The following is a 19,009-nucleotide window of genomic DNA, read 5'->3' as shown; positions in this document are numbered from 1 at the left end:
AGATGCGCGACTTTTCCAAGCCGTTGCAACGAACCCGAATTTTGAAAGGGACTCCTCCGTTTGATCCGTCCCGGGGCGCACTTGAACAACTCGCCAACGATCGCAGGTTGTTCGAAATGCCCCCAAGCAGCCCCACAGACGTTTTCGCCTTCGTGCCGTCAGAGCCCACGACAGAGGGACGACTTGACCGACACCAATCAAAGAGAACACTCGAGCCGAGCTGACAGCCTTCCTCTGGCGAACGCCGCCGAGGCGCGTCGTCGTTCGGAGGCGCGCTACCAGACCCTCTTTGACTCCGTCGATGAGGGCATCTGCATTCTGGAGGTGCTCTTCGACGAGCAGCAGCATCCCGTCGACTGTTGCGTGCTGGAGATGAACCCCACCTTCGAGCAACTGACCGGGTTGAGCGACACCGAGGGCCGCACCGCTCGGGAACTCGCGCCGGATATGGACACCTTCTGGTTCGATGTCTTCGGCAAGGTCGCGCTGAGCGGCGAGCCTGAGCACTTCGAGCATCCGGCTCCAGACAGGGGCTGTTGGTTTGGCGTGCGTGTGATGCGGGTCGGCGAGCCGAGGAGCCGCCAGGTGGCCGTCTTCTTTCGCGACATCACCGAGCGCAAGCAAATTAACGATGCGTTGCGCGAGCGAGAGCGGTACTTCCGGTCGATGGCCGACACCGCGCCGGCCATGCTCTGGGTCACGGGCACGAACAACCAGTGCACCTTTCTGAGCCGTGGTTGGTACGATTATACCGGCCAGACCGAGCAAGAAGGCCTCGGCTTCGGGTGGGTCCACGCCGTCCACCCCGACGACCGGCAGCGGGCCCGCGAGCTGTATCTGAAGGCCGCCGAGCAGCGCGAGCCCTTCAAATTCGACTACCGGCTGCGCGGCACCGACGGGAAGTATCGCTGGGCCATCGACAGTGGCCGGCCGCGCTTCGACGCCGACGGCAATTGGCTGGGCTATATCGGCTCGGTCATCGACGTGCACGAGCGCAAAGAGTCGGAGCAGGCGCTGCGCCGGGCCGACACGCGCAAAGACCGCTTTATCGCCCTGCTCTCCCACGAGTTGCGCAATCCCCTCGCCCCCATCCAGCTCAGCCTGGACCTGCTCGACCACGTGCCTGCCGGCAGCCCCAGGGCGTCGCGCGCGCTCGAGGTCATCGAGCGTCAGATCGGCCAGCTCACCGGCCTGGTCGACGAATTGCTCGACGTGACCCGGGTGACCAGCGACAAAATTCGCCTGCACCGCGAAGTGCTGGCGCTCGACGAACTCTTGAAAGACACCGTCGAGGATCATCGCCAGCTATTCCTGGAGCGCGACGTCGCCCTCGACCTCGAGCTGTGCGACGAGCCCGCGCCGGTGTGGGGCGACCGCCACCGGCTGTGTCAGGTGGTGGGCAACCTGTTGCAGAACGCCGCCAAGTTCACCGACCCGGGCGGGCACGTCGTGGTGGAGCTGTCGGTATGCGCCGAGACCGGACGCGCCGAGATTTGCGTGAGAGACTCCGGCGTCGGCATGGACGAAACGACGCTGGCCAACCTCTTCGAGCCCTTCATCCAGGCCGACACCTCACTCGACCGCTCCTCGGGAGGACTCGGCCTGGGGCTCGCGCTGGTCAAAGGCCTGACCGAGCTTCACGGCGGCCAGGTCGGCGTGGAGAGTGAGGGACGCGGTCAAGGCGCGCGGTTCTCCATCTGGCTTCCGTTGACCGACCGGAACTGAGCACACGCGTCTGCCCCCTCCCGCCGAAGCAAACGGTGGCGCAGATGGTGTCTGGCGCACACGGTGTCAGACACCATGTGCGCCAGATTTCATGCGGCCGACATGGTGTCTGACACCGTGTTGGCCGCCCCCGTTTCACTCCACCTCATAGACCATGATCACCGGGGGATTCGAGTACTGCCCCTGATCCCGGTCGGCCGCCTTCGCCGTCAGGTACAGCCGGTTCGACGCGGGGTCGTACGACCCGCCGCCCAGGCTATTCGTCGCAAACGGAATCTCGAACTCGCCGTAGTCGTACGGGCGCACCTCGTGGGGCTGCATGCTCCCCTCTTTGACCGCCACCAGGTCCTCGACGTCCCAAAGCCAGTAGTAGGTGTAGTTGTCGTCGGGCTGGCGCGCGCAATACCCGCCGCAGGCCTGCTCCTTGCCCTCCTGGACGCACTTGTAGCACACCCCGCTGTTGTGTCCGCCCGAGTGGCCCAGCGTGATGTAGGTGCGCGAGCCCGGCGCGATGAACCCGTAGGTCGCCCGGGTCAGGTGCGTCCACAGGTCGTTCTCGCCCGAGTCGTTGCTCAGGTCGTCGCTCAAGGGGTTCCCCAGGCTAAAGTCGAGCACGGCCTGCGTGTCGACCGCGCCGTCGGAGACGTCCGCGCCCACGATATCGAACGGGTCGAAGACGAACGCCGTCGGCCCCACGCTCAGCCGCGAGATGATCGGCTGGCCGCTCGAGCTGCCGGTGATATGCGTGCCGCCCAGCGCGTCTTGCCACTGCGCCGGGATCGGGCTTATCCAGCCGCTCGTGTGCGCCCGGCCCTCCATCTCGAAGTAGCCGTCGACCGCCGAGCCGGCCAGGTCCGACGCGTCGCGCACCACCAGGGTCGTGTGCGTGTTGTCGCCCGGCGCGTCGTAGTACTCGTAGGCGTTGACCAGAAGCTCGACCCCGTTGGCCCCCTCCAGCAAGGCCATGCCGCCCACGCGGTTGATCCCCTGCGGGTTGTCGATGCGGTCGAGCACCTTGGCGAAGGGCTGGGTGGGGTCGGCGGCCATTTGCAGGTCGGTGACCGTGGTGCTGTCGACGAGGTCGGGCACCGCAAATTGGGCGATCGCTTGATGGTGGCTGTGGCCGACCAGGTACACCGAGTGATCACGTGCATCGTAGGCGATCGGCCCCTCCGAGTAGTTCATGCTCGAATCGCTGAACTCGCCGGCCGGCACCCGAAACGCCCCGACGAACTTCAACGCCGAGATGTCGAGCAGCGCCGGCTCCTCGGAGGCGTCCGGGACAGTGTCCGCGCCGGTGTCGGCCTGGGCGTCGCCCTCCTCGCCCACGTCCTGCGCGCCGGTGTCTTGCGCCCCTGTATCCGCGCCGGCGTCGGCCTCCTCGACCGGCTCCATCGGCTGCTCGTGCTCCGACTCACATCCCGCCACGAGCGCCCCCGACAAGAGGGCCGCGACCACCAGACGAACGACTTGCTTTTCCATGTTGGTCCTCATCATCACATATCCATCATTACAGTTGAGTCCGGTGACCATAGACCGAGGTCGCCCAAACGCCAACCCAGATACCTTGGTTGCAGGACTCGACCCCCGAGCGCGCCAACCCAGTTGCCTTGGTTGCCGTTCTGGCTGGCTAGAACCCCAGCCAAGGCACGTGGGTTGCCGTTCTGGCTGGCTAGAACCCCAGCCAAGGCACGTGGGTTGCCGTTCTGGCTGGCTAGAACCCCAGCCAAGGCCCGTGGGTTACCGTTCTGGCTGGCTAGAACCCCAACCCGAGCAACCTTGGTTGGCGTTCTCGCAAGAAAAAACACCCACCCAGACGCCTTGGTTGCTGTTCTCGCAAGAAAAATCGCCAACCCAACGGTATGGGTTGGCGTTCTCGCAAGAAAATACGCCAACACAGCGGTCTTGGCGGTCAATTTCTCGACCTTCTTCACCTCCACCTACCCTTTCCGTTACTATCGCCGCGTGAAAGGAACGTTGCTCACAAAACGCTGGTACGAGAGTCGCGGGCGGCTCTACCTCGAGTACTGGGTGCGCCTCGACGAGGGCGCCGGGCGCATCGTGGTCGACCGCGAGCCGGCGGTCTTCTTCGTCGCGCGCGACGTACCCACCCAGGCCGGCACCCGCCGCGCGGTCGACCTCGAGTCGATGGACCACAAGCCCGTCGACGCGGTCTACTTCACAAGCCAGCGCGCGCTGATGGACGAGCGCGACCGGCTGCTTCGCGAGCAGCACTACCTGGCGATGGAAGCCGACGTGTGGCCGTCCGACCGGTTTCTGATGGAGCGGTTCATCACCGGCACGATGCATATCGACGGCGAGCCCCGACGGCGCAACGGGGTGCTCGAATGGCGCAACCCGAAGCTCACGCCCGCCGACGCCCCCCACGAGCTTCGCCTGCTCAGCTTCGACATCGAGACCGAGGGCCTGCACGGCCGTGTCCTGTCCATCGCCGGGGTCTGCGGCGACGAGTCGCGCGTCTTCGTCGACCGGCCCGACGTCGACAGCCCGCACTTTATCTCGTGCGACGGCGAGGCGGCGGTGATTCGCGCGTTCCAGTCGTGGCTGCAGGAGGTCGACCCGGACGTGCTCACCGGGTGGAACGTCATCGGCTTCGACCTGCGCGTACTGCTGGAGCGCGCCAAGAAGAACCGCATGCGCCTTCGGCTCGGGCGCGGCCGAGGCCGAACGAGCGTGCGCAAGACGAACCGGCGCGGCGGCATGATCGCCGACGTCGAGGGGCGCGTGGTCCTCGACGGCCGCCCCACCCTGCAGGCGTCGGGCTACTACGCCGAGCGCTACTCGCTCGAGTACACCTCTCAGCACCTGCTCGGCGAGGGCAAGACGCTCCGGAAGGTCGAAGACAAGGCCGCCGAGATCTTGCGGCTGTACCACGACGAGCCCGACCAACTCGCCATCTACAACCTCAAAGACTGTGTGTTGGTGCAGCGCATCTTCGCCAAGCAAGACCTGTTGGGCTTCGTCCTCGAGCGCCAGCAACTCACCGGCCTCGAGATGGACCGGCTGGGCGGCTCGGTCGCCGCCTTCGACCACCTGTACCTTCCCCGGCTGCACCGGCGAGGCTACGTCGCCCCCACCATCGACAACGACGCCGACGGCGCCGACAGCCCCGGCGGCTACGTCATGGACTCGACGCCCGGCCTCTTTCGCAACGTGCTGGTGCTCGACTTCAAGAGCCTGTACCCGAGCATCATCCGCACCTTCAAAGTCGACCCCTACGGGCTGATCGAGGGCCTGCGCCAGATCGACTCCAACATGGTGTCTGACACCGTGCAGGACGGCGTCAACATGGTGTCTGACACCATGATCGCGGGATTTCGAGAGGCGTATTTTCACCCCGACGACCACATCCTCCCCGGGCTCATCGAGGAGCTCTGGGCCGCGCGCGACGAGGCCAAGAAACGCGGCGACACCGCCCGCTCGACGGCCATCAAGATCTTGATGAACTCGTTTTACGGCGTGCTCGGCACCACCGGCTGTCGCTTCTTCGACCCGCGCCTGGCAAGCTCCATCACCATGCGCGGCCACCAGATCATCCAGGAGACCCGCGACCTCATCGAAGAGCTGGGCTACGAGGTCGTCTACGGCGACACCGACTCGGTCTTCGTGCGCGTCGGCGACGAGCACGCCCCCGACGAAGCCCGCGCCATCGGCCACCAACTCGCCGCACGGGTCAACCGGCACTGGCGCGACTGGTGCAGCCGCGAGCACGGCGTGGAGAGTCACCTCGAGATGGAGTTCGAGACCCACTACGTGCGCTTCTTCTTGCCGACGAAGCGAAACTCCACCGAAGGCAGCAAGAAACGCTACGCCGGGTGGGTGCTCCGAGCCGGCGGCGAGGCCGAAGTGGTCGTCAAAGGCATGGAGGCCGCGCGCACCGACTGGACCCGGCTCGCCCGCGACTTCCAGCTCGAGCTGTTTCGCCGCGTCTTCGCCGACGAGCTCGACGGCATCCGCGCGTGGGTCAAAGAGGTCGTGCTCAGCGTGCGCGAGGGCCGCCGCGACGACGAGCTCGTCTACACCAAAAAGCTTCGCCGCCACCCCGACGAGTACACCAACACCCCGCCGCACGTGGCCGCCGCCAAGATCTTAGGCGGCAACCCACGCCGCATCTCCTACGTGATCACCCACGCCGGCCCCCAACCCCACGACATGGTCGACTCGCCCATCGACTACGAGCACTACGTCGACAAGCAGCTCCAACCCGCCGCCGAAGCGATCCTCGCCGAAGTCGGCGTCGACTTCGAGCGACTCGCCGACCGGCAGGTGTGGCTGTTCTGAGTGCACCCGTCCCGCCCAGCTTCGCATCCCATAAGTGCGCGTCTAAATTCGCGTTGTGCGCTACCACGCTGCTGATTGCCAGGGACGGACCATGCAAGACGATATCAAAGACCCGATTTTGTTGACGGGTGCCACGGGGTTCATCGGCAAGCACCTGTATCCGAGGCTCGCCGAGTTGGGGGTTCGGGTGAGAAACGGCACGCGCCGCCCCGAGGAGTCGCGCAGCGAGCAGCCCGACCGCGAGTGGGTCGAGCTCGACGTCGAGCGACCCGAGACGCTCGAGCCGGCTATGGAGGGCTGCCGGTCGGCGGTCTACCTCGTCCACCAGATGATGGGCGGCGAAGGCTATCGCAACCGTGAGCGGGCCGCCGCGCGCGCGTTTCGCAAGGCGGCCGAGCGGGCCGGCGTCGAGCGTATCGTCTACCTGGGCGGCGTCGAGCCCGACGCGGTGCCCTCCCGGCACCTGGGCAGCCGCCTCGAGACGGGCATCATCTTGCGCGGCGGGCGGGTGTCGACCGTGGAGTTGCGCGCCTCGATGGTCATCGGCGAGGGCAGCGCGAGCTGGCAAATCGTGCGCGATCTGGCCGCGCGCCTGCCTGTGATGCTCCTGCCCAAGTGGACGCGCTCGCGCTCCCAGCCCATCTATATCGACGACGTGGTCGAGGCCATCGTCGGCGCGCTCGCCCTCGACATGCAGGGTTCCGCTTGGTTTGATATCCCGGGCCCGGAGACGCTCACCGTCGAGCAGATCCTGCACCGCACCGCGCGCCTGCTCGGCCACGACATGGCCGGGTATCCGGTGCCGCTGTTGTCGCCGCGGCTGTCGAGCTACTGGCTTCGATTCGTGACCGGCTGCGACATGTACCTGGCCCGCGAGCTGGTCGAAGGGCTCAAGACCGACCTGGTCGCCGAGGACCACTCGTACTGGGAGCGTATCGGCCACACCGACCTCGTCGGCTTCGACGAAGCCGCGCAGCGCGCCACGCAGGGCCTCGAGCCCGACTCGCTGTTCGCGCGCACCTACGAGGGGCTCGTGCAGGCGATTTCTTCGCCACAAGCGAGCCCGTAAAGTTAGAGGAATCCGCCCGATGGGTCTGCGACGCAACCTCAACCTCGACCTCGTCATCACCAACGAGGCGCGTGAGTTTTACGGGGTCGAAGAGCGCATCTTCATGCGCAAGAATGCCGGCGAGTCGCTGACCCACGTGCTGATGAAGCTGGTCTCCTACCTCATCTTCTACCACCCGGACCTGCTCATCGAAGAGTCGGTCGGCCAGCGCTACAAGCCCGACCTGGTGCGACTGAACGACTACGGCGAGCCGGTGCAGTGGATCGACTGCGGCACGACCTCCCTCAAGAAGCTCGAGCAGATCTCGCGCGACAACACCGAGACCCTCATCGACATCGTCAAGCCCACCGAGCGCGAGCTTCGCCTCTACAAACAGCAGGCCGACGAGCGCCTCAGCCACCCCGAACGGGTGCGCTACATCACCTTCGAGCCCGGCTTTCTCGACCGGCTCGGCGCGATGATCGAGCGCCGCCACACGATCACGGCGGTGGTCCCGCCGTCGTGCGAGCATCTGTATTTGAGTGTGGACGGACGTCCGGTACGCACGTCCGTGACGATCTGGCGAGGCGCTGAATCAGCGGATTAAGCAGCCCGGTCAGGCAGCTCGCTCCTCGGCGCGTTGGCGGTGCGGCGGCCACAAGTCGCTCCAGCCGCCGCCGAATTTCTGGCTGATCTCGCCTTTGATCAGCCCCATGGTCAGCGCAACCGCGCCGACGAGCATCTCGTTGATGATAGCGGTGGTGTCGAAGCCGAAGAGCCACGGCGAGACCAGCAGCCAGGCGCCGGTCGCCGCGCAGACCCACCGAAGCGGGCGCGTCGTCTCCCAGATGGCCACGATCGAAAAGGTGATCAAGATCGGGCCGCAGATACGCTCGTTGATCTCGGCGCCCGTGCCGACGTATCCGAGCACGGAGGGGGCTGCCATCAACCAGATACCGAGTGCAGCGTTGATGAAGCGTGGCCACATGGTCAGTCCTCCAGTCCCCAGAACACGCGCCACGTCGAGCGGCCTTTGAGGCGCTCACGACGCACGTACTGTAGGCTCGCCAAGAATTCATCCATCGCCGGGCCGATCATCAGGATCGAGATCGCGGCGGTGGTCAAGCACAACGTGCACCAATAACCCACCGTCAACGGCTGCATCATCACCAGCGCGATGCTCACCGCGCCCAAGGGGCCGACGGCCAGACCGAAGACGACCACGATCCAGGGCATCGTCTTCCAGCGTTTGGTCCCGCCGATGGCGCCGGTGACCGCGTCGAGCAGGTAGCCAAACGCGCCCAACAGCGCGTCCGAGACGGGAAACGCCTCGGAGACCTTCGAGGTGAGCACCCGGCGGGTGCCGTCGCCGAAGAAGGGGTCCCACACGGTCGCCAAGACGCCGAGCTGGAACAGGGCCATATAGCCCGCGATGCCAAAGCCGATGACCGCCAGCACCACAATCGGTATGCGCTGCGACCACGCCGACGGATTGTAGTCCCATTCAGGAGGGGAGTTGGGCTCGTCGCGGACCTCCTCCTCAGCGGCGGACTGTGCCGAGGAGGCCTGCGTCGACGAGTAACTGCCCCATCGGGATGGATATTCGGACTCACTCATGACCCGGATCCCCGACAAAAGACGCCCCGCCTCAGGCAGGGCATGACAGCAAAACTGCACACTACCAGCCAAAGGTACGGTGATCCGGCGCCTCGACAACCCCCACAGGGAGTCTGACACCGTGCTCGAGCCGAGTTGTCGGGGTCAGCGCACTAGCTGCCGCGTTGGATATGGAGCAGCGGGCGTCGCCAGTCTCTGACGGTGGCTTTGGCGCCCTCGACAACCCCCACATGGGGTCTGACGCGGTGCCCGGGCCGAGATGTCGGAGAGGAACTTAGCTGCCGCGTTGGATATGCAGCAGCGGGCGTCGCCAGTCTTTAACGGTGGCTTTGGCGCCCTGGGCGATCAGCTCGTCGATGACGGTGTTGTAGCCGGTCAACGCGGCGAGGTCGTCGGCGAGGGCCTCGCCCACCAGCGCGTCGCTATCGAGCGACTCCATGCGGGCGAGCGCGTCATTGGCGAGGAGGACATCGTGCTCGCGCAACTCTTGGCGAAAATTGATCGAGCTGAGCAGCTCGACGAAGTTGATCACGTCTTCCCAGATCAGCCAGCCCGAGTAGGTCTCCTCGTCTTGGCTCTCCGACTGGAGCCAGCCGTAGACACGATCCCAGAGGCGGTCGAATTGGAAGCGGTCCTCGACGCGCAGCGCCGGGTAGCTGCTGTGGCCGCGAAGCTGGATGAATGACGTGCCCGCACGCCGCAGCCGCGCGACGACCTCGTCGTGGGGGGGCGTCTCCTGGGGACGCTCGAACTCGAGCAACGCGCGGCGCATCTTGCCGTAGACACGCCGTGTCTCCAGCGAGTCCTCCAAGCTCAGGTAATCGCCGAGGCGAGGCTGGTACGCGCTGCCTTCGCACAGCGCGCGCTCCAGGTTGATCAAGGCTTTGGTCATCACCCCTTTGGCCTGAGCGATGATCGTCAGCGCCCGCTGCAACTCCAGCTCGTCAACACTCGTCTGCGCGACGACGCCGCGCTGACGGTCGAGTTCATCGAAGACCATCGACACCGCAAACCGCGCGTCGACGAAATCGAGCTCTTCACCCAAGGGATGAGTGGTGTGGTTGGCGAGTCGCTCGACCAAGGTGAGGCTTTCGTCGAGCAGGGAGACCGTCCGATCTTTGAGGTCATCGGCCGCGACGTCCTCGGGAGAGGCGAGACACCGGTTGACGTCATTCTCGACATCAGCGGCCTTCTGCAGAAGTTCGTCGAGGATTCCGAACAGTTCCTCCGGAGAATCGAACCCGCCTTCACCAGTCGGCTCGGGCAACTCGCTCATCGTCGCCTCGGAGAATCCAGTCAGCTCCAACCCGAGGCCGTGCTTCGAGATATCGTCTTCCACTTCTACCCTCTGCGGTGTACTGCGCCCGCATCTAAAACCTAACGGTAGTTAACGATAGCGTCCGGGGATAAATATGCCAACCATGTGCAACAAAGTCGGCTCACGATTCCTCACAATGATGGACCATTACGAGTAGACACATGCCCACCGTCGGCAAATTTTTGGCAGGTGAACAAGAGATCTATCGCGCGCTCCCCCCACGTCTCCTCGAGCGACAATCGCAATTATGAGATGCGTCGAAGGCCCGAACGAAACACGCTGAGGCGAAAGTTTTTTCTGGAGCACGTGTGTGACGCGCTACTTCCCTTCGGGGAGCGTCTCGACCTCGACCTCGTCATCCGCAGCGGTCAACTCGAACGTACGTGTCTTTCGCACCTCGGTGGCGTCGAAGCGAAACGAGGGCGCGGGCATGGTGTGGGCGGGGCGCGGCTCGACCCGAAGCTCCGGCTCGGACGGAAGTCCGAGCGATACATCCTCGACCGTCACGCGCGCCTCGTCGGCCGAGGCCACGGTGATCGTCAGAAAGGCGCCTTCGGGCGGCACGTTCACGTAGTTGAGCCGCAAGATGCCGTCGTCAGCCGGCGCATATTCGCTCAAGTCGAGCACGCGATCGTCGAGTGTGGCGGCCGTGATCTCGCCCGACGTCCGCACGAACACGCGCATCTCCGGGGCGCCGCGCGGCGAGCGCAGCCGCCAGGCGAGCGTGTGGGCGGAGGCGTCGGCCGTCTGGCTCACGAGCTCGACTTCCGGCCCCGGAATATCGACCGGAGCAGCCGGCGCGATGAACGCGTCGAACATGCCCCAATTCGCCGTCTCGTAGCTGCCGCGCTCGATGTTGGCGGGGAAGAAAGTCCCCGTCCAGTCGTCGAGATGACGGTCGAAGCTCACCCACTCGGCCTCCCCCGAGTTTGCGTCGAGCGTATAGGCGATATGGTTGGGCCGCGGCCGGGCCTCGTCGAACCCAGCGGTCAGGTTTGCCCAACCGACGAGCCCCAGCGCCAGCAAGCCGGCGGCGCCGGGGACGAGCCACCGCTGGTGCCCGCCCCTGCCCGCGAGCAGTTCGAAGTGGGGCATCAAGAGCACGAGCACCGGTGCCACAAAGAGCGTCAGCCCTCCGAGAAGGGGCGCGCCGGTGGCGCCCTCGAAGCGGTTGATAAGCCCCACTGCCTGATACAGCGTGCCTGGAAGGAGCACGATGGCCGGAACGGCGGCCACCACCAACGCAGCGACATAGCCCCAGCCCGCAGGGCGCGCGCCCACCACCAGCCACGCGAGCGGCAACAACGCAAAGAAGAGCGGCCAAGTGGCGATATAGCTCATCGCCGGCAGCGTCAGACTCAACGCCCACAACAGGGGCAGCCAGACAAGCACGGCCGCGGCCGAAAGATGCGCGGCGCCCAAGCGCCGGACCAAGGCGTGGAGCACGCCGACGAGCGCCACTGCCAGCGCGATGAACGCGACGGTGTAGAGCTCGGTCTGATAGTGGCCGATGAGGATCACGTCGTAGACCGGGTTTAGCGACTTGATCGCCATCCACCCGAGTACGCACAAGGCGACGACCACGATCGTACCGACCGCGATGGACGCCGACGCGATGGCGAGCTCTTTGAGATGGAGCACCTCACGCCGAAATCCGACGCCGATGAGCAGCAAACCGATCACGGTGAGCACGGCGGCCATCGGCACAACCCACCCATACGGGTAATGAGCGACAACGCCCGGGAGCACGTTGAAGAAGACCTGGTTTTGCTCGCTGGGGATGTCGGTCAGGTCGAGCCGGCCGAAGTGGCCGAGGAAGGCGAGGGTGTAGTCCCCCTCTTGCTGAACGCTCCCCAGATCGATGTGCTCGAGGCTGTCGCGCGCCGTGTGATAGTCGACTGTGTCGGCGGTGTAGACGAAGCCCAGCCCCTGGATGCCGCCCTTCATATACTCGGCCAGATCGCACTCGAGCTGGCCCGACGGGTATGCCTCGGAGATGGCGCCGATCCACGAGTAAGCCGCCACGTTCGGAGCCACGTCGAAAAACTCCGAGACGAGCCATCCGTCTCGTTCGCTGGTCGCATAGAGGATGGCCGGTCCGCTGCTTCCCTGCGCCTCGTAATTGATCGCCAAGCGCACGTCGTCGGCCCACGGATGCTCTTTGACGAAGGCAGCGGCGCCGAGGTCGCCGTTTTCCTCCCCGTCGGTAAAGACGAAGACGACGTCGTTGCGAAGCGGCGGCCCCTCGACCACGGCTCGCAGCGCCTCGAGCGCGGTCACCACGCACGAGCCGCAATCGCTCGCTCCGGGGCCGGTGGTGCCCGAGTCGTAGTGTGCGTTGACCGCGATGGCGCCGGTGTTGTCGGTGCCCGGCACGCGCGTGAGCACGTTGTGGACCACGCCGGCCGAAAACCCGGGCGAGCCGGGAAAGCGCACGTGCACCGGCGAGGTTTGCACCTCGGCCTCGAGCCCCAGCGCCTCGATCTGCTCGACCAAGTACTGCCGCGCCGCCCGATTTCCCGGCGTGCCGATAGCTCGCGACTCGGTCGCGATAACCTCGAGATGCGCGTTTGCGCGCTCGGCGGAGAAGGCCGTCGGAGGAGCTGTCTCGGAGACGACCTCAGGGGTTTGCAACTGCGCCAAGCCCAACCAGGCGAACGCGCCGAAAGCCAAGAGCAGCACGAGCCGCGCCGGTCCGCTGGGGCCGGGCTCGGCAGGAGATGAAGGAGAATGGTTGGAAGGTTGGGACGTGCGTTTCATCGGGAGGCCCTTGCGTCATGCAGTCGAAGCAGATTCGCCCCCCCAGCTGGTGCATCGTCTGTGCCAACCGGCAGGAAGGCCCCACGCTGACGCGCTCGCGCGAAAACGATGCGTTCGCGCGAAAAAAGTGCGCCCGGTGGACGATGCGGCAATATTTGCTCGCACGAAGCCCCTTTTAAACCGCCTACACAGCCGCCCACACTTCCACTGACACCCTGCGCGCCCCGGCATTAAATGCGGTCGAACAGGGGTTTTCCACCCCGTCACGAACTTGTTAGAGGAATGTCCTTGCGCAGACCTGCTTCAATGGTATTTATGGGTGAATTGATATACCCTAAGCCTCTGCGCTGTATGTATGGAAAAGGGAGATGTAATGGCTGTAGATCTTGCTGTAGACCTCGATAAGTATACCGACGACCCCACGATCAGAGAGCTCCTCGAACTTCTGTTCGACGCCGGTGAGCACCTGACCCCGGAGCTGCAGAAAACGTTGCTCGATGCAGACGCCGCGCTCGACGACGCACTGCGAGCAATCCTCAACGACCCCCAGTCGGCTTATGTGGGCGCGCCCGGCCAAGGTTGGGCTCCGCTGCACGCCGCGACGCTACTCGCCGCGCGACGCGCCAAAGACGACAACGACCCGCGCTTGGCGAGCTGAGCACCTCGTGCCCTCCCCCACATGGTCCCTGACACCGTGTCAGGGACCCGATTGTGGTCGTCGATTTTCGGTCGCGATTCGTAATCGCTGAGTACGTCAGCCGCGCCCGCGGCGGCGCAACACCACCAAACCACCGGCGAGCACGAACACCATCAAGGCGTTGCCAGGCAGGCGAGCCGGGTTGCTGCTCGAGCAGCCGCACCCATCGTCTTCGGCGGCGCCGGACGTGGTGTCTTCAGACGTGGTGTCTTCGACCGGACATCCGTCGTCCCCTTCACCGGCCACCAACGGACACTCATCGTCGGCATCGACGACGGTGTCGCCGTCCGCATCGTCTTCGCAGGCATCGCCTTCGCCATCGGCGTCGGTGTCGGTCTGGTCGGGGTTGTTGACCAATCGGCAGTTGTCGCTGCCATCTTCGGCGCCATCGTCGTCGCTGTCGGCGTCCCGATAGTCCGGCGTGCCGTCGCCGTCCGTATCCACCGGCTCCGTTGTCAGGTCGCTATCGCCCGCCTCGTCACTGTCGGAAATAGCGTCTTCGTCGCTGTCCTCATCGAGCGCATCGATGGTCCCGTCGCCGTCGGTATCAATCGCGTCGGCCAAATCGTCGCCCACCTCATCCGAATCCGAGATCGTGTCACCGTCGCTGTCGGGCGTGCTCGAGTCGAGGCCGTTTTCGTCCTCCCACGAGTCGGGGAGACCGTCGGCGTCGGCGTCGGCAAAGGTGACCGTGACGGTGATCGAGCGCGTGTCCGACGCGATGCCGTCGGTGACCGACAGCGTCAACGCGTAGTCGCCCGCGTCTTCCCAGCTCGGCGTCCACTCGAACGCGCCGGTGCTCGCGTCGAGCGTCGCCCCCGCCGGCATCGGCTCGACTGCGAAGGTGAGCGTGTCGCCGGCGTCTTCATCCTCGGCGGCCAACGTCTCGCCCAGCGTGCCCCCTTCGACCACGCGCAGCGTCGCCCCGTCCTCCGGGGTCGGCGCCACGAAGACCGGCGCGTCATTCGCGTTGGCGACGACCAACTCGAAGGTCTGCGTGTCCGAGGCGCCGGCCACGTCGTTGACCCGAAGCGTCACGCTATGCGTGCCCACGTGCTCGTTGCGCGGCGTGCCGCTCAAGGTGGCGGTGCCGTCGCCGTTGTCTTGGAACCCGAGCCACCCCGGAAGGCTCGTCGCCGCGATGGTCAGCGTGTCGCCCGCGTCGTCGTCCTGCGCGGTGGCCGTGTAGCTGTAGGGCAGGTCCTCGTCGGCCGCGGCCACCGGCGTCGAGGTGAACACCGGCGCATCGTTGGTGTTGCTCACCACGATGTCGAAGCTCTGGGTGTCCGAACCGCCCGCGCCGTCGCTGACGGTCAACACCACCGCGTGGGTGCCCACGTGCTCGTTTCGCGGCATGCCCGACAACGTGGCGGTGCCGTCTTGGTTGTCCTGGACCGAGAGCCACCCCGGAAGCGTGGTCGCTCCGATGCTCAGCGAGTCGCCCGCGTCGATGTCGCTCGCCGTAATCGCGTAGCTGTAGTCTTGGTCTTCGTCGACCGCCGTGACCGGCGTCGAGGTAAAGCTCGGTGCGTCATTGACCGGGTTGACGGTCACGGTCACCGTGCCCGTCGCCGTTCCCCCGTTGCCGTCACTGACCGTGTAGCTAAACGAGTCGGTCCCGTTGAAATCAGCCGCCGGCGTGTAGGTGACCATGCCTGCGTTGACGCTCGTCGTGCCGTTCGACGGCGTTCCCACGCTGTCCAAGCCAATCGTGTCGCCGTCGGCGTCGGTGTCGTTGCCGAGCACGTCGATCGCCACGGGCTGGTCCTCGTCGGTGCTCACCGCGTCGTCGTTTGCGACAGGAGCCTTATTCGCCCTCCACTCGAGGAACCCGCGCACCGCCGGCTGCAACACGGCAGCCTGGTCGGGCGTCGGCCCTCGATCGGCAAAAAGATAGCTCATGTACAGAAACGCTCCGTCGTTGGCGTACTCGCGCAAGGTCAACGACGAATCGTTCGGGGCGCCGTGGCACAGCGTGCCCAGCGACTGAACGTTGCCGGTCTGATTATCGTCGATATGCACGACGTGATAGCTCTCGAATTGATCGGAGAACTCGTAGGTCGCCGGCATATACTGCGTAATCGGATGGGCGCTGCCGCGCGTCCAATCCGGGTTGCAGTCGTCCGTGCGCTCCCAGGTGCCGGCGGTGCTCAGGTCGAGATAGCCGCCGAGCCAGTTGGTGAATTGCGAGTAGTTGCTTCCCGAAAAGACCATCATCCGCCCGCCCGAGGCGAGCCAGTTGCTGTAGTCGTAACGGGTGGAGTCGCCTCTGCCGCGAAACCCCATGATCAGCACGTCGTAATTGCCCGGGTCGGGGTACTCGTCGGCGCTGATGGTGTAGGTGTAGCCCAAGTTGTCGAGCACATGCTTCCAGTACTGGTGGTAATTTCCCCCCAACAAAATACTGGGCTGCTGAGCCCACGCGCTCGAGGCGCCGACACACACAAAGACCAGAGCGATGATAACAGCGCGAATCAGGCGTTTCATGACAGCTTCCTACAGTACTCTCTCACAGTGAAAATAGTGACGGCGTTGCACCTCAAGGTTCGCAAACCGCCAGCTGCTCGCAGTTCCCCTCAGAGCCGCAGTAGAAGCTCTGACACTCGACCGAACGTTCGCAGGCGCTGCCGTCGGCCTTGCGTTCGGCGCAGGTGCCCAACTGGTCGTTCGAAGTCTTGTCGCAGAACAAGTTCCACTCACAGACAAGCCCATTGGCACACGCTTCGCCGACGGCTGCAGGAGGGTTGCACTGCCCGGTGGTCTCTCCGGGCGCGGTCACGTGACACACGAGCCCCGGCTCACAGGGATCGCTATCGCCCCATTTGGCGATGTCACACGCCTCGCCTTGGGCCACGAACGCGAACGACTGGCAGGTGCCCTCGATGCAGTACAGTCCCTCGCGGCACAGCTCGGGGGTGTCGGCACACGCCTCGCCCTCGCCCAGGTTGGGGGCGCGGCAGGTTCCCACGTCGGCGCCTTCGGGCACGACACACTCCAGCCCGTCTTGGCAGCCCCAAAAGTCGCACTCTTCGCCTTCGGCCTTGAGCGGCTGACAACTCTCGGTGCCCGTCTCACCGTCGTACTCGCAGACCTCGTCATCCCCGCAACTCGGGCCGTCGCCGCAGCCCGCTTCGACGATACACGTGCCGCCGCAGCTATCGCCTTCAGTCTCGCACCACGCGTCGTCGCCTGCGCATTGAATCGAGTCGATGCACGTCTCGCCCTCGGCGGTAAGCCCGCTGTAGATCTCCTGGCACGGGTTTTCACCGCCTTTGATCACGGAGCGCGCATCACACAGCTCCGACGAGTCGAGCCCGGCGATCAGGTTGAGGCATCCGGCTGCGTTGGCGCTGTCGAAGGCGAGCGCTCCCGCCTCGATGAGCTGAGCATTCTTCTCGAACTCGTAGCTCAGCCACTCCTGGGCCATCCCATCGGTGGGAAGTTTTTCAGCACACTCGGCTTCCGACTCGAATTTTCGGGCAGGACCGTAGTTGTCGTAGACCGGCACCTCACACTGCCACGCGTACTCGCAAAACGTGCGCTCGATCGCCAACCGCGTATATGCCTCGGTGAACTCGTCGTGCGAGATATCCTCGGAGTACGCCTCAGAACTATCGCTGCTCGAGTCATCCCCGCATCCGGTCGCGACAACGCCGACGCTAAACGCCAGCAAGATCAGCCCCATCATCGTACGTTTTTGCATCTTAACTCCACATCATTCCTCGAGCTTCGTCGCTCCTCCAACAGGAGCGCCCTCCTCGAGAAGCTCGACATTATTGTCTGCAAAATATCGGCATTATGCTGTCATGTGTGCCCACGGTAGTCCAACCGACGAAGCTGAGCAAATTTCACGGCCCACACGCCCCGAACGTCTCCCCTGCGCAGGCTTTGGGCTCAAGGCCGCAGGGTGTTTAAGATCGACCGGCTGGCGTGTGCGCCGTGCACCTCGACCGCCTCTTGTTGCATCTCAGTCACGGCGTACTCGACAGACACGACCCGAAGACAAGCACGAGCAGACAGCGGCGCTTGCATTCACTGCGCCTGCGCGGCATGAATCGTGTGCACTTTAATCGACGTATTTTGGCATCGACGAACGCGAAGTTCTTTATGTCCAGACCTCCGAGAGCTCGGAAATCGCTCTTCTTATTGGGCACCATCTGCCTTCTGAGCGCGCATCTCGGCTGCTCGTCGACCCAATATGCCGACAAGGCCGACGAGGTCGTCGAAGCGCCCGACGGCTCGACGCCCGTCGACGACCTGGGCGCCGACCGGTGGTGCAGCGACTTCGGCCAGCCGGGCCTCGACACGACCGTCGAGCGCGCTTGGGCGGGCAATATGCAGCTCAAGGCCGCATGGGCGCGCCTCGAGCAGGCCGAGGCGCTCGCCGAGATCGCCGAGGCGCCGCTGTGGCCTACCTTGGCTGCGCGCGCCGAGGCCGAATACCAGGACCGCCAATTCGGCGGCGCGGGTATCTCGACCAGCGGCGGCGGCCCCGAGCCCTTCTGGCAAATCTCGGCCGCGGCCGCCTACGAGGTCGACATCTGGGGCCGCCACCGCCACCGCGCCAAGGCCGCCGACCTGGAGGCCGAAGCCGCCGAGGCACAGGCCCGCGCGCTGGCCATCACCCTGACCTCCGAGGTCGCCGAGGCCTGGTTCGACGTCATCGCCCAACGCGAGCGCCTCGAACTCCTCGAGGCGCAACTGAAAGTCTCCGAAGACATCCTCGCCATCATCAAGCAGCGCCTTCGCCGCGGACTCGCCGGCGCCCTCGACGCCGCCCAGCAAGAAGCGAACGTCGAGTCGCTGCGCGGACAGGTCTCCGAGGCTCGCGGGCTGCTCGAAACGAGCCAAAACCGGCTCGCCGTGCTCGTGGGCGAGCCCCCCGAGGGCGAAGACTTCGTCGACGCGGCCACTCTGCCCGCCGTCGAGCCCATCGCCGACGCCGGCGTGCCGGCCAACCTCCTGGAGCGCCGCCCCGACGTGCGCGCCTCGTACCTGCTGCTCGAAGCCGCCGACGAGCGCACCGCCGCCGCCGTGGCCGACCGGCTCCCGCGCCTGCAACTGACCGCCTCCATCGGCTTTCAGGCCGAGCAACTCGCCAAACTCTTCGAGCAGCTCTTCTGGAGCATCGGCGCGGGCATCTCGCAGTCGCTCTTCGAGGGCGGCCGGCTGCGCGCCGAGGTCGAGTTCAGCGAGGCGGTCGCCAAAGAGCAGCTCTACCTGTACGCCGACACCCTGCTCGAGGCGATGCGCGAGGTGCGCGACGCCCTCGTCCTGGAGGCCAACCAACGCGAGCGCATCGAGAGCCTGCGCCGCGAGCTCGACATCGCCGAGTCGGTCGTCGACCTGGCGCGCAAGCGCTACAGCACCGGCGCGGTCGAGTACCTGCGCGTGCTCACCGGCCTCCAAGAGCTCCAGCAGGTCCAGCGAGCCTTGATCACCGCGCGCCGACAGCAGTTGAGCAACCGCATCAGCCTTTGCCGCGCCCTGGGCGGCAGCTGGGTCGAAGACGTCGAGCCATCGATTCAACCTGACGACTGAG

13 protein-coding genes are annotated in these 19,009 nt (G+C 65.3%); 6 read left to right on the top strand and 7 right to left on the bottom strand.

The window, feature by feature from the left end:
- Window positions 1-183 precede the first annotated feature (183 nt).
- Window positions 184-1,725 (top strand): PAS domain-containing sensor histidine kinase, encoded by a 1,542-nt coding sequence (locus FIV42_RS16205; RefSeq protein ID WP_168210700.1) that lies wholly within the window; start codon window positions 184-186, stop codon window positions 1,723-1,725.
- Between the two features lie 135 nt (window positions 1,726-1,860).
- Here the strand turns inward: FIV42_RS16205 and FIV42_RS16200 are convergent, their stop codons facing one another.
- On the bottom strand, window positions 1,861-3,207 hold the full coding sequence (locus tag FIV42_RS16200) for a hypothetical protein (protein WP_168210699.1): 1,347 nt from the start codon (window positions 3,205-3,207) through the stop codon (window positions 1,861-1,863).
- Between FIV42_RS16200 and FIV42_RS16195 the strand changes: the two genes are divergently transcribed.
- From FIV42_RS16195 to FIV42_RS16185, 3 genes are all read left to right on the top strand, one after another.
- Window positions 3,130-6,027, top strand: coding sequence for a DNA polymerase II (locus tag FIV42_RS16195; protein WP_281285729.1), 2,898 nt, complete (start codon window positions 3,130-3,132; stop codon window positions 6,025-6,027). The genes FIV42_RS16200 and FIV42_RS16195 overlap by 78 nt on opposite strands.
- 91 nt (window positions 6,028-6,118) lie before the next feature.
- Window positions 6,119-7,096 (top strand): NAD(P)H-binding protein, encoded by a 978-nt coding sequence (locus FIV42_RS16190; protein ID WP_141198694.1) that lies wholly within the window; start codon window positions 6,119-6,121, stop codon window positions 7,094-7,096.
- A gap of 19 nt (window positions 7,097-7,115) precedes the next feature.
- Window positions 7,116-7,682, top strand: coding sequence for a YaeQ family protein (locus tag FIV42_RS16185; protein ID WP_141198693.1), 567 nt, complete (start codon window positions 7,116-7,118; stop codon window positions 7,680-7,682).
- A gap of 9 nt (window positions 7,683-7,691) precedes the next feature.
- Here the strand turns inward: FIV42_RS16185 and FIV42_RS16180 are convergent, their stop codons facing one another.
- From FIV42_RS16180 to FIV42_RS16165, 4 genes are all read right to left on the bottom strand, one after another.
- Entirely contained in the window at window positions 7,692-8,063 is a 372-nt protein-coding gene (locus FIV42_RS16180) for an SPW repeat protein (protein WP_141198692.1), read from the bottom strand.
- A 2-nt stretch (window positions 8,064-8,065) separates the two neighbouring features.
- Window positions 8,066-8,692, bottom strand: coding sequence for a vitamin K epoxide reductase family protein (locus FIV42_RS16175; RefSeq protein WP_141198691.1), 627 nt, complete (start codon window positions 8,690-8,692; stop codon window positions 8,066-8,068).
- Between the two features lie 274 nt (window positions 8,693-8,966).
- A complete protein-coding gene (locus FIV42_RS16170; protein ID WP_141198690.1) occupies window positions 8,967-10,031 on the bottom strand; it encodes a hypothetical protein in 1,065 nt (354 codons plus the stop codon).
- 297 nt (window positions 10,032-10,328) lie between these two features.
- The gene (locus tag FIV42_RS16165) at window positions 10,329-12,770 is read right to left on the bottom strand and encodes a M20/M25/M40 family metallo-hydrolase (protein WP_141198689.1); all 2,442 of its coding nucleotides are present in this window, start codon (window positions 12,768-12,770) and stop codon (window positions 10,329-10,331) included.
- Window positions 12,771-13,143: 373 nt separating this feature from the next.
- Between FIV42_RS16165 and FIV42_RS16160 the strand changes: the two genes are divergently transcribed.
- Window positions 13,144-13,428: a hypothetical protein gene (locus FIV42_RS16160; protein WP_141198688.1), complete on the top strand. Its 285-nt coding sequence runs from the start codon at window positions 13,144-13,146 to the stop codon at window positions 13,426-13,428.
- Between the two features lie 96 nt (window positions 13,429-13,524).
- On the opposite strand, the gene FIV42_RS16155 is transcribed toward FIV42_RS16160, so the two are convergent.
- The gene (locus FIV42_RS16155) at window positions 13,525-15,954 is read right to left on the bottom strand and encodes an Ig-like domain-containing protein (RefSeq protein WP_141198687.1); all 2,430 of its coding nucleotides are present in this window, start codon (window positions 15,952-15,954) and stop codon (window positions 13,525-13,527) included.
- 52 nt (window positions 15,955-16,006) lie between these two features.
- Window positions 16,007-17,170: a hypothetical protein gene (locus FIV42_RS16150; RefSeq protein WP_141198686.1), complete on the bottom strand. Its 1,164-nt coding sequence runs from the start codon at window positions 17,168-17,170 to the stop codon at window positions 16,007-16,009.
- 404 nt (window positions 17,171-17,574) lie between these two features.
- Here FIV42_RS16150 and FIV42_RS16145 point away from each other — a divergent pair, with 404 nt between their 5' ends.
- A complete protein-coding gene (locus tag FIV42_RS16145) occupies window positions 17,575-19,008 on the top strand; it encodes an efflux transporter outer membrane subunit (RefSeq protein WP_168210697.1) in 1,434 nt (477 codons plus the stop codon).
- Window position 19,009: the final 1 nt, after the last annotated feature.

The organism is Persicimonas caeni (genome assembly GCF_006517175.1).
In the GTDB taxonomy this organism is placed as follows: Bacteria; Myxococcota_A; Bradymonadia; order Bradymonadales; family Bradymonadaceae; genus Persicimonas; species Persicimonas caeni.
This window is presented reverse-complemented; position numbering and strand designations above follow the sequence as displayed.

Bases quoted from the DNA above. Each gene is read 5' to 3' on its own strand.
- FIV42_RS16200 (WP_168210699.1), bottom strand. From the start codon at position 3,207: ATGGAAAAGCAAGTCGTTCGTCTGGTGGTCGCGGCCCTCTTGTCGGGG.
- FIV42_RS16185 (WP_141198693.1), top strand. From the start codon at position 7,116: ATGGGTCTGCGACGCAACCTCAACCTCGACCTCGTCATCACCAACGAG.
- FIV42_RS16150 (WP_141198686.1), bottom strand. From the start codon at position 17,170: ATGCAAAAACGTACGATGATGGGGCTGATCTTGCTGGCGTTTAGCGTC.
- FIV42_RS16160 (WP_141198688.1), top strand. From the start codon at position 13,144: ATGGCTGTAGATCTTGCTGTAGACCTCGATAAGTATACCGACGACCCC.
- FIV42_RS16180 (WP_141198692.1), bottom strand. From the start codon at position 8,063: ATGTGGCCACGCTTCATCAACGCTGCACTCGGTATCTGGTTGATGGCA.
- FIV42_RS16175 (WP_141198691.1), bottom strand. From the start codon at position 8,692: ATGAGTGAGTCCGAATATCCATCCCGATGGGGCAGTTACTCGTCGACG.
- FIV42_RS16155 (WP_141198687.1), bottom strand. From the start codon at position 15,954: ATGAAACGCCTGATTCGCGCTGTTATCATCGCTCTGGTCTTTGTGTGT.
- FIV42_RS16145 (WP_168210697.1), top strand. From the start codon at position 17,575: ATGTCCAGACCTCCGAGAGCTCGGAAATCGCTCTTCTTATTGGGCACC.
- FIV42_RS16190 (WP_141198694.1), top strand. From the start codon at position 6,119: ATGCAAGACGATATCAAAGACCCGATTTTGTTGACGGGTGCCACGGGG.
- FIV42_RS16165 (WP_141198689.1), bottom strand. From the start codon at position 12,770: ATGAAACGCACGTCCCAACCTTCCAACCATTCTCCTTCATCTCCTGCC.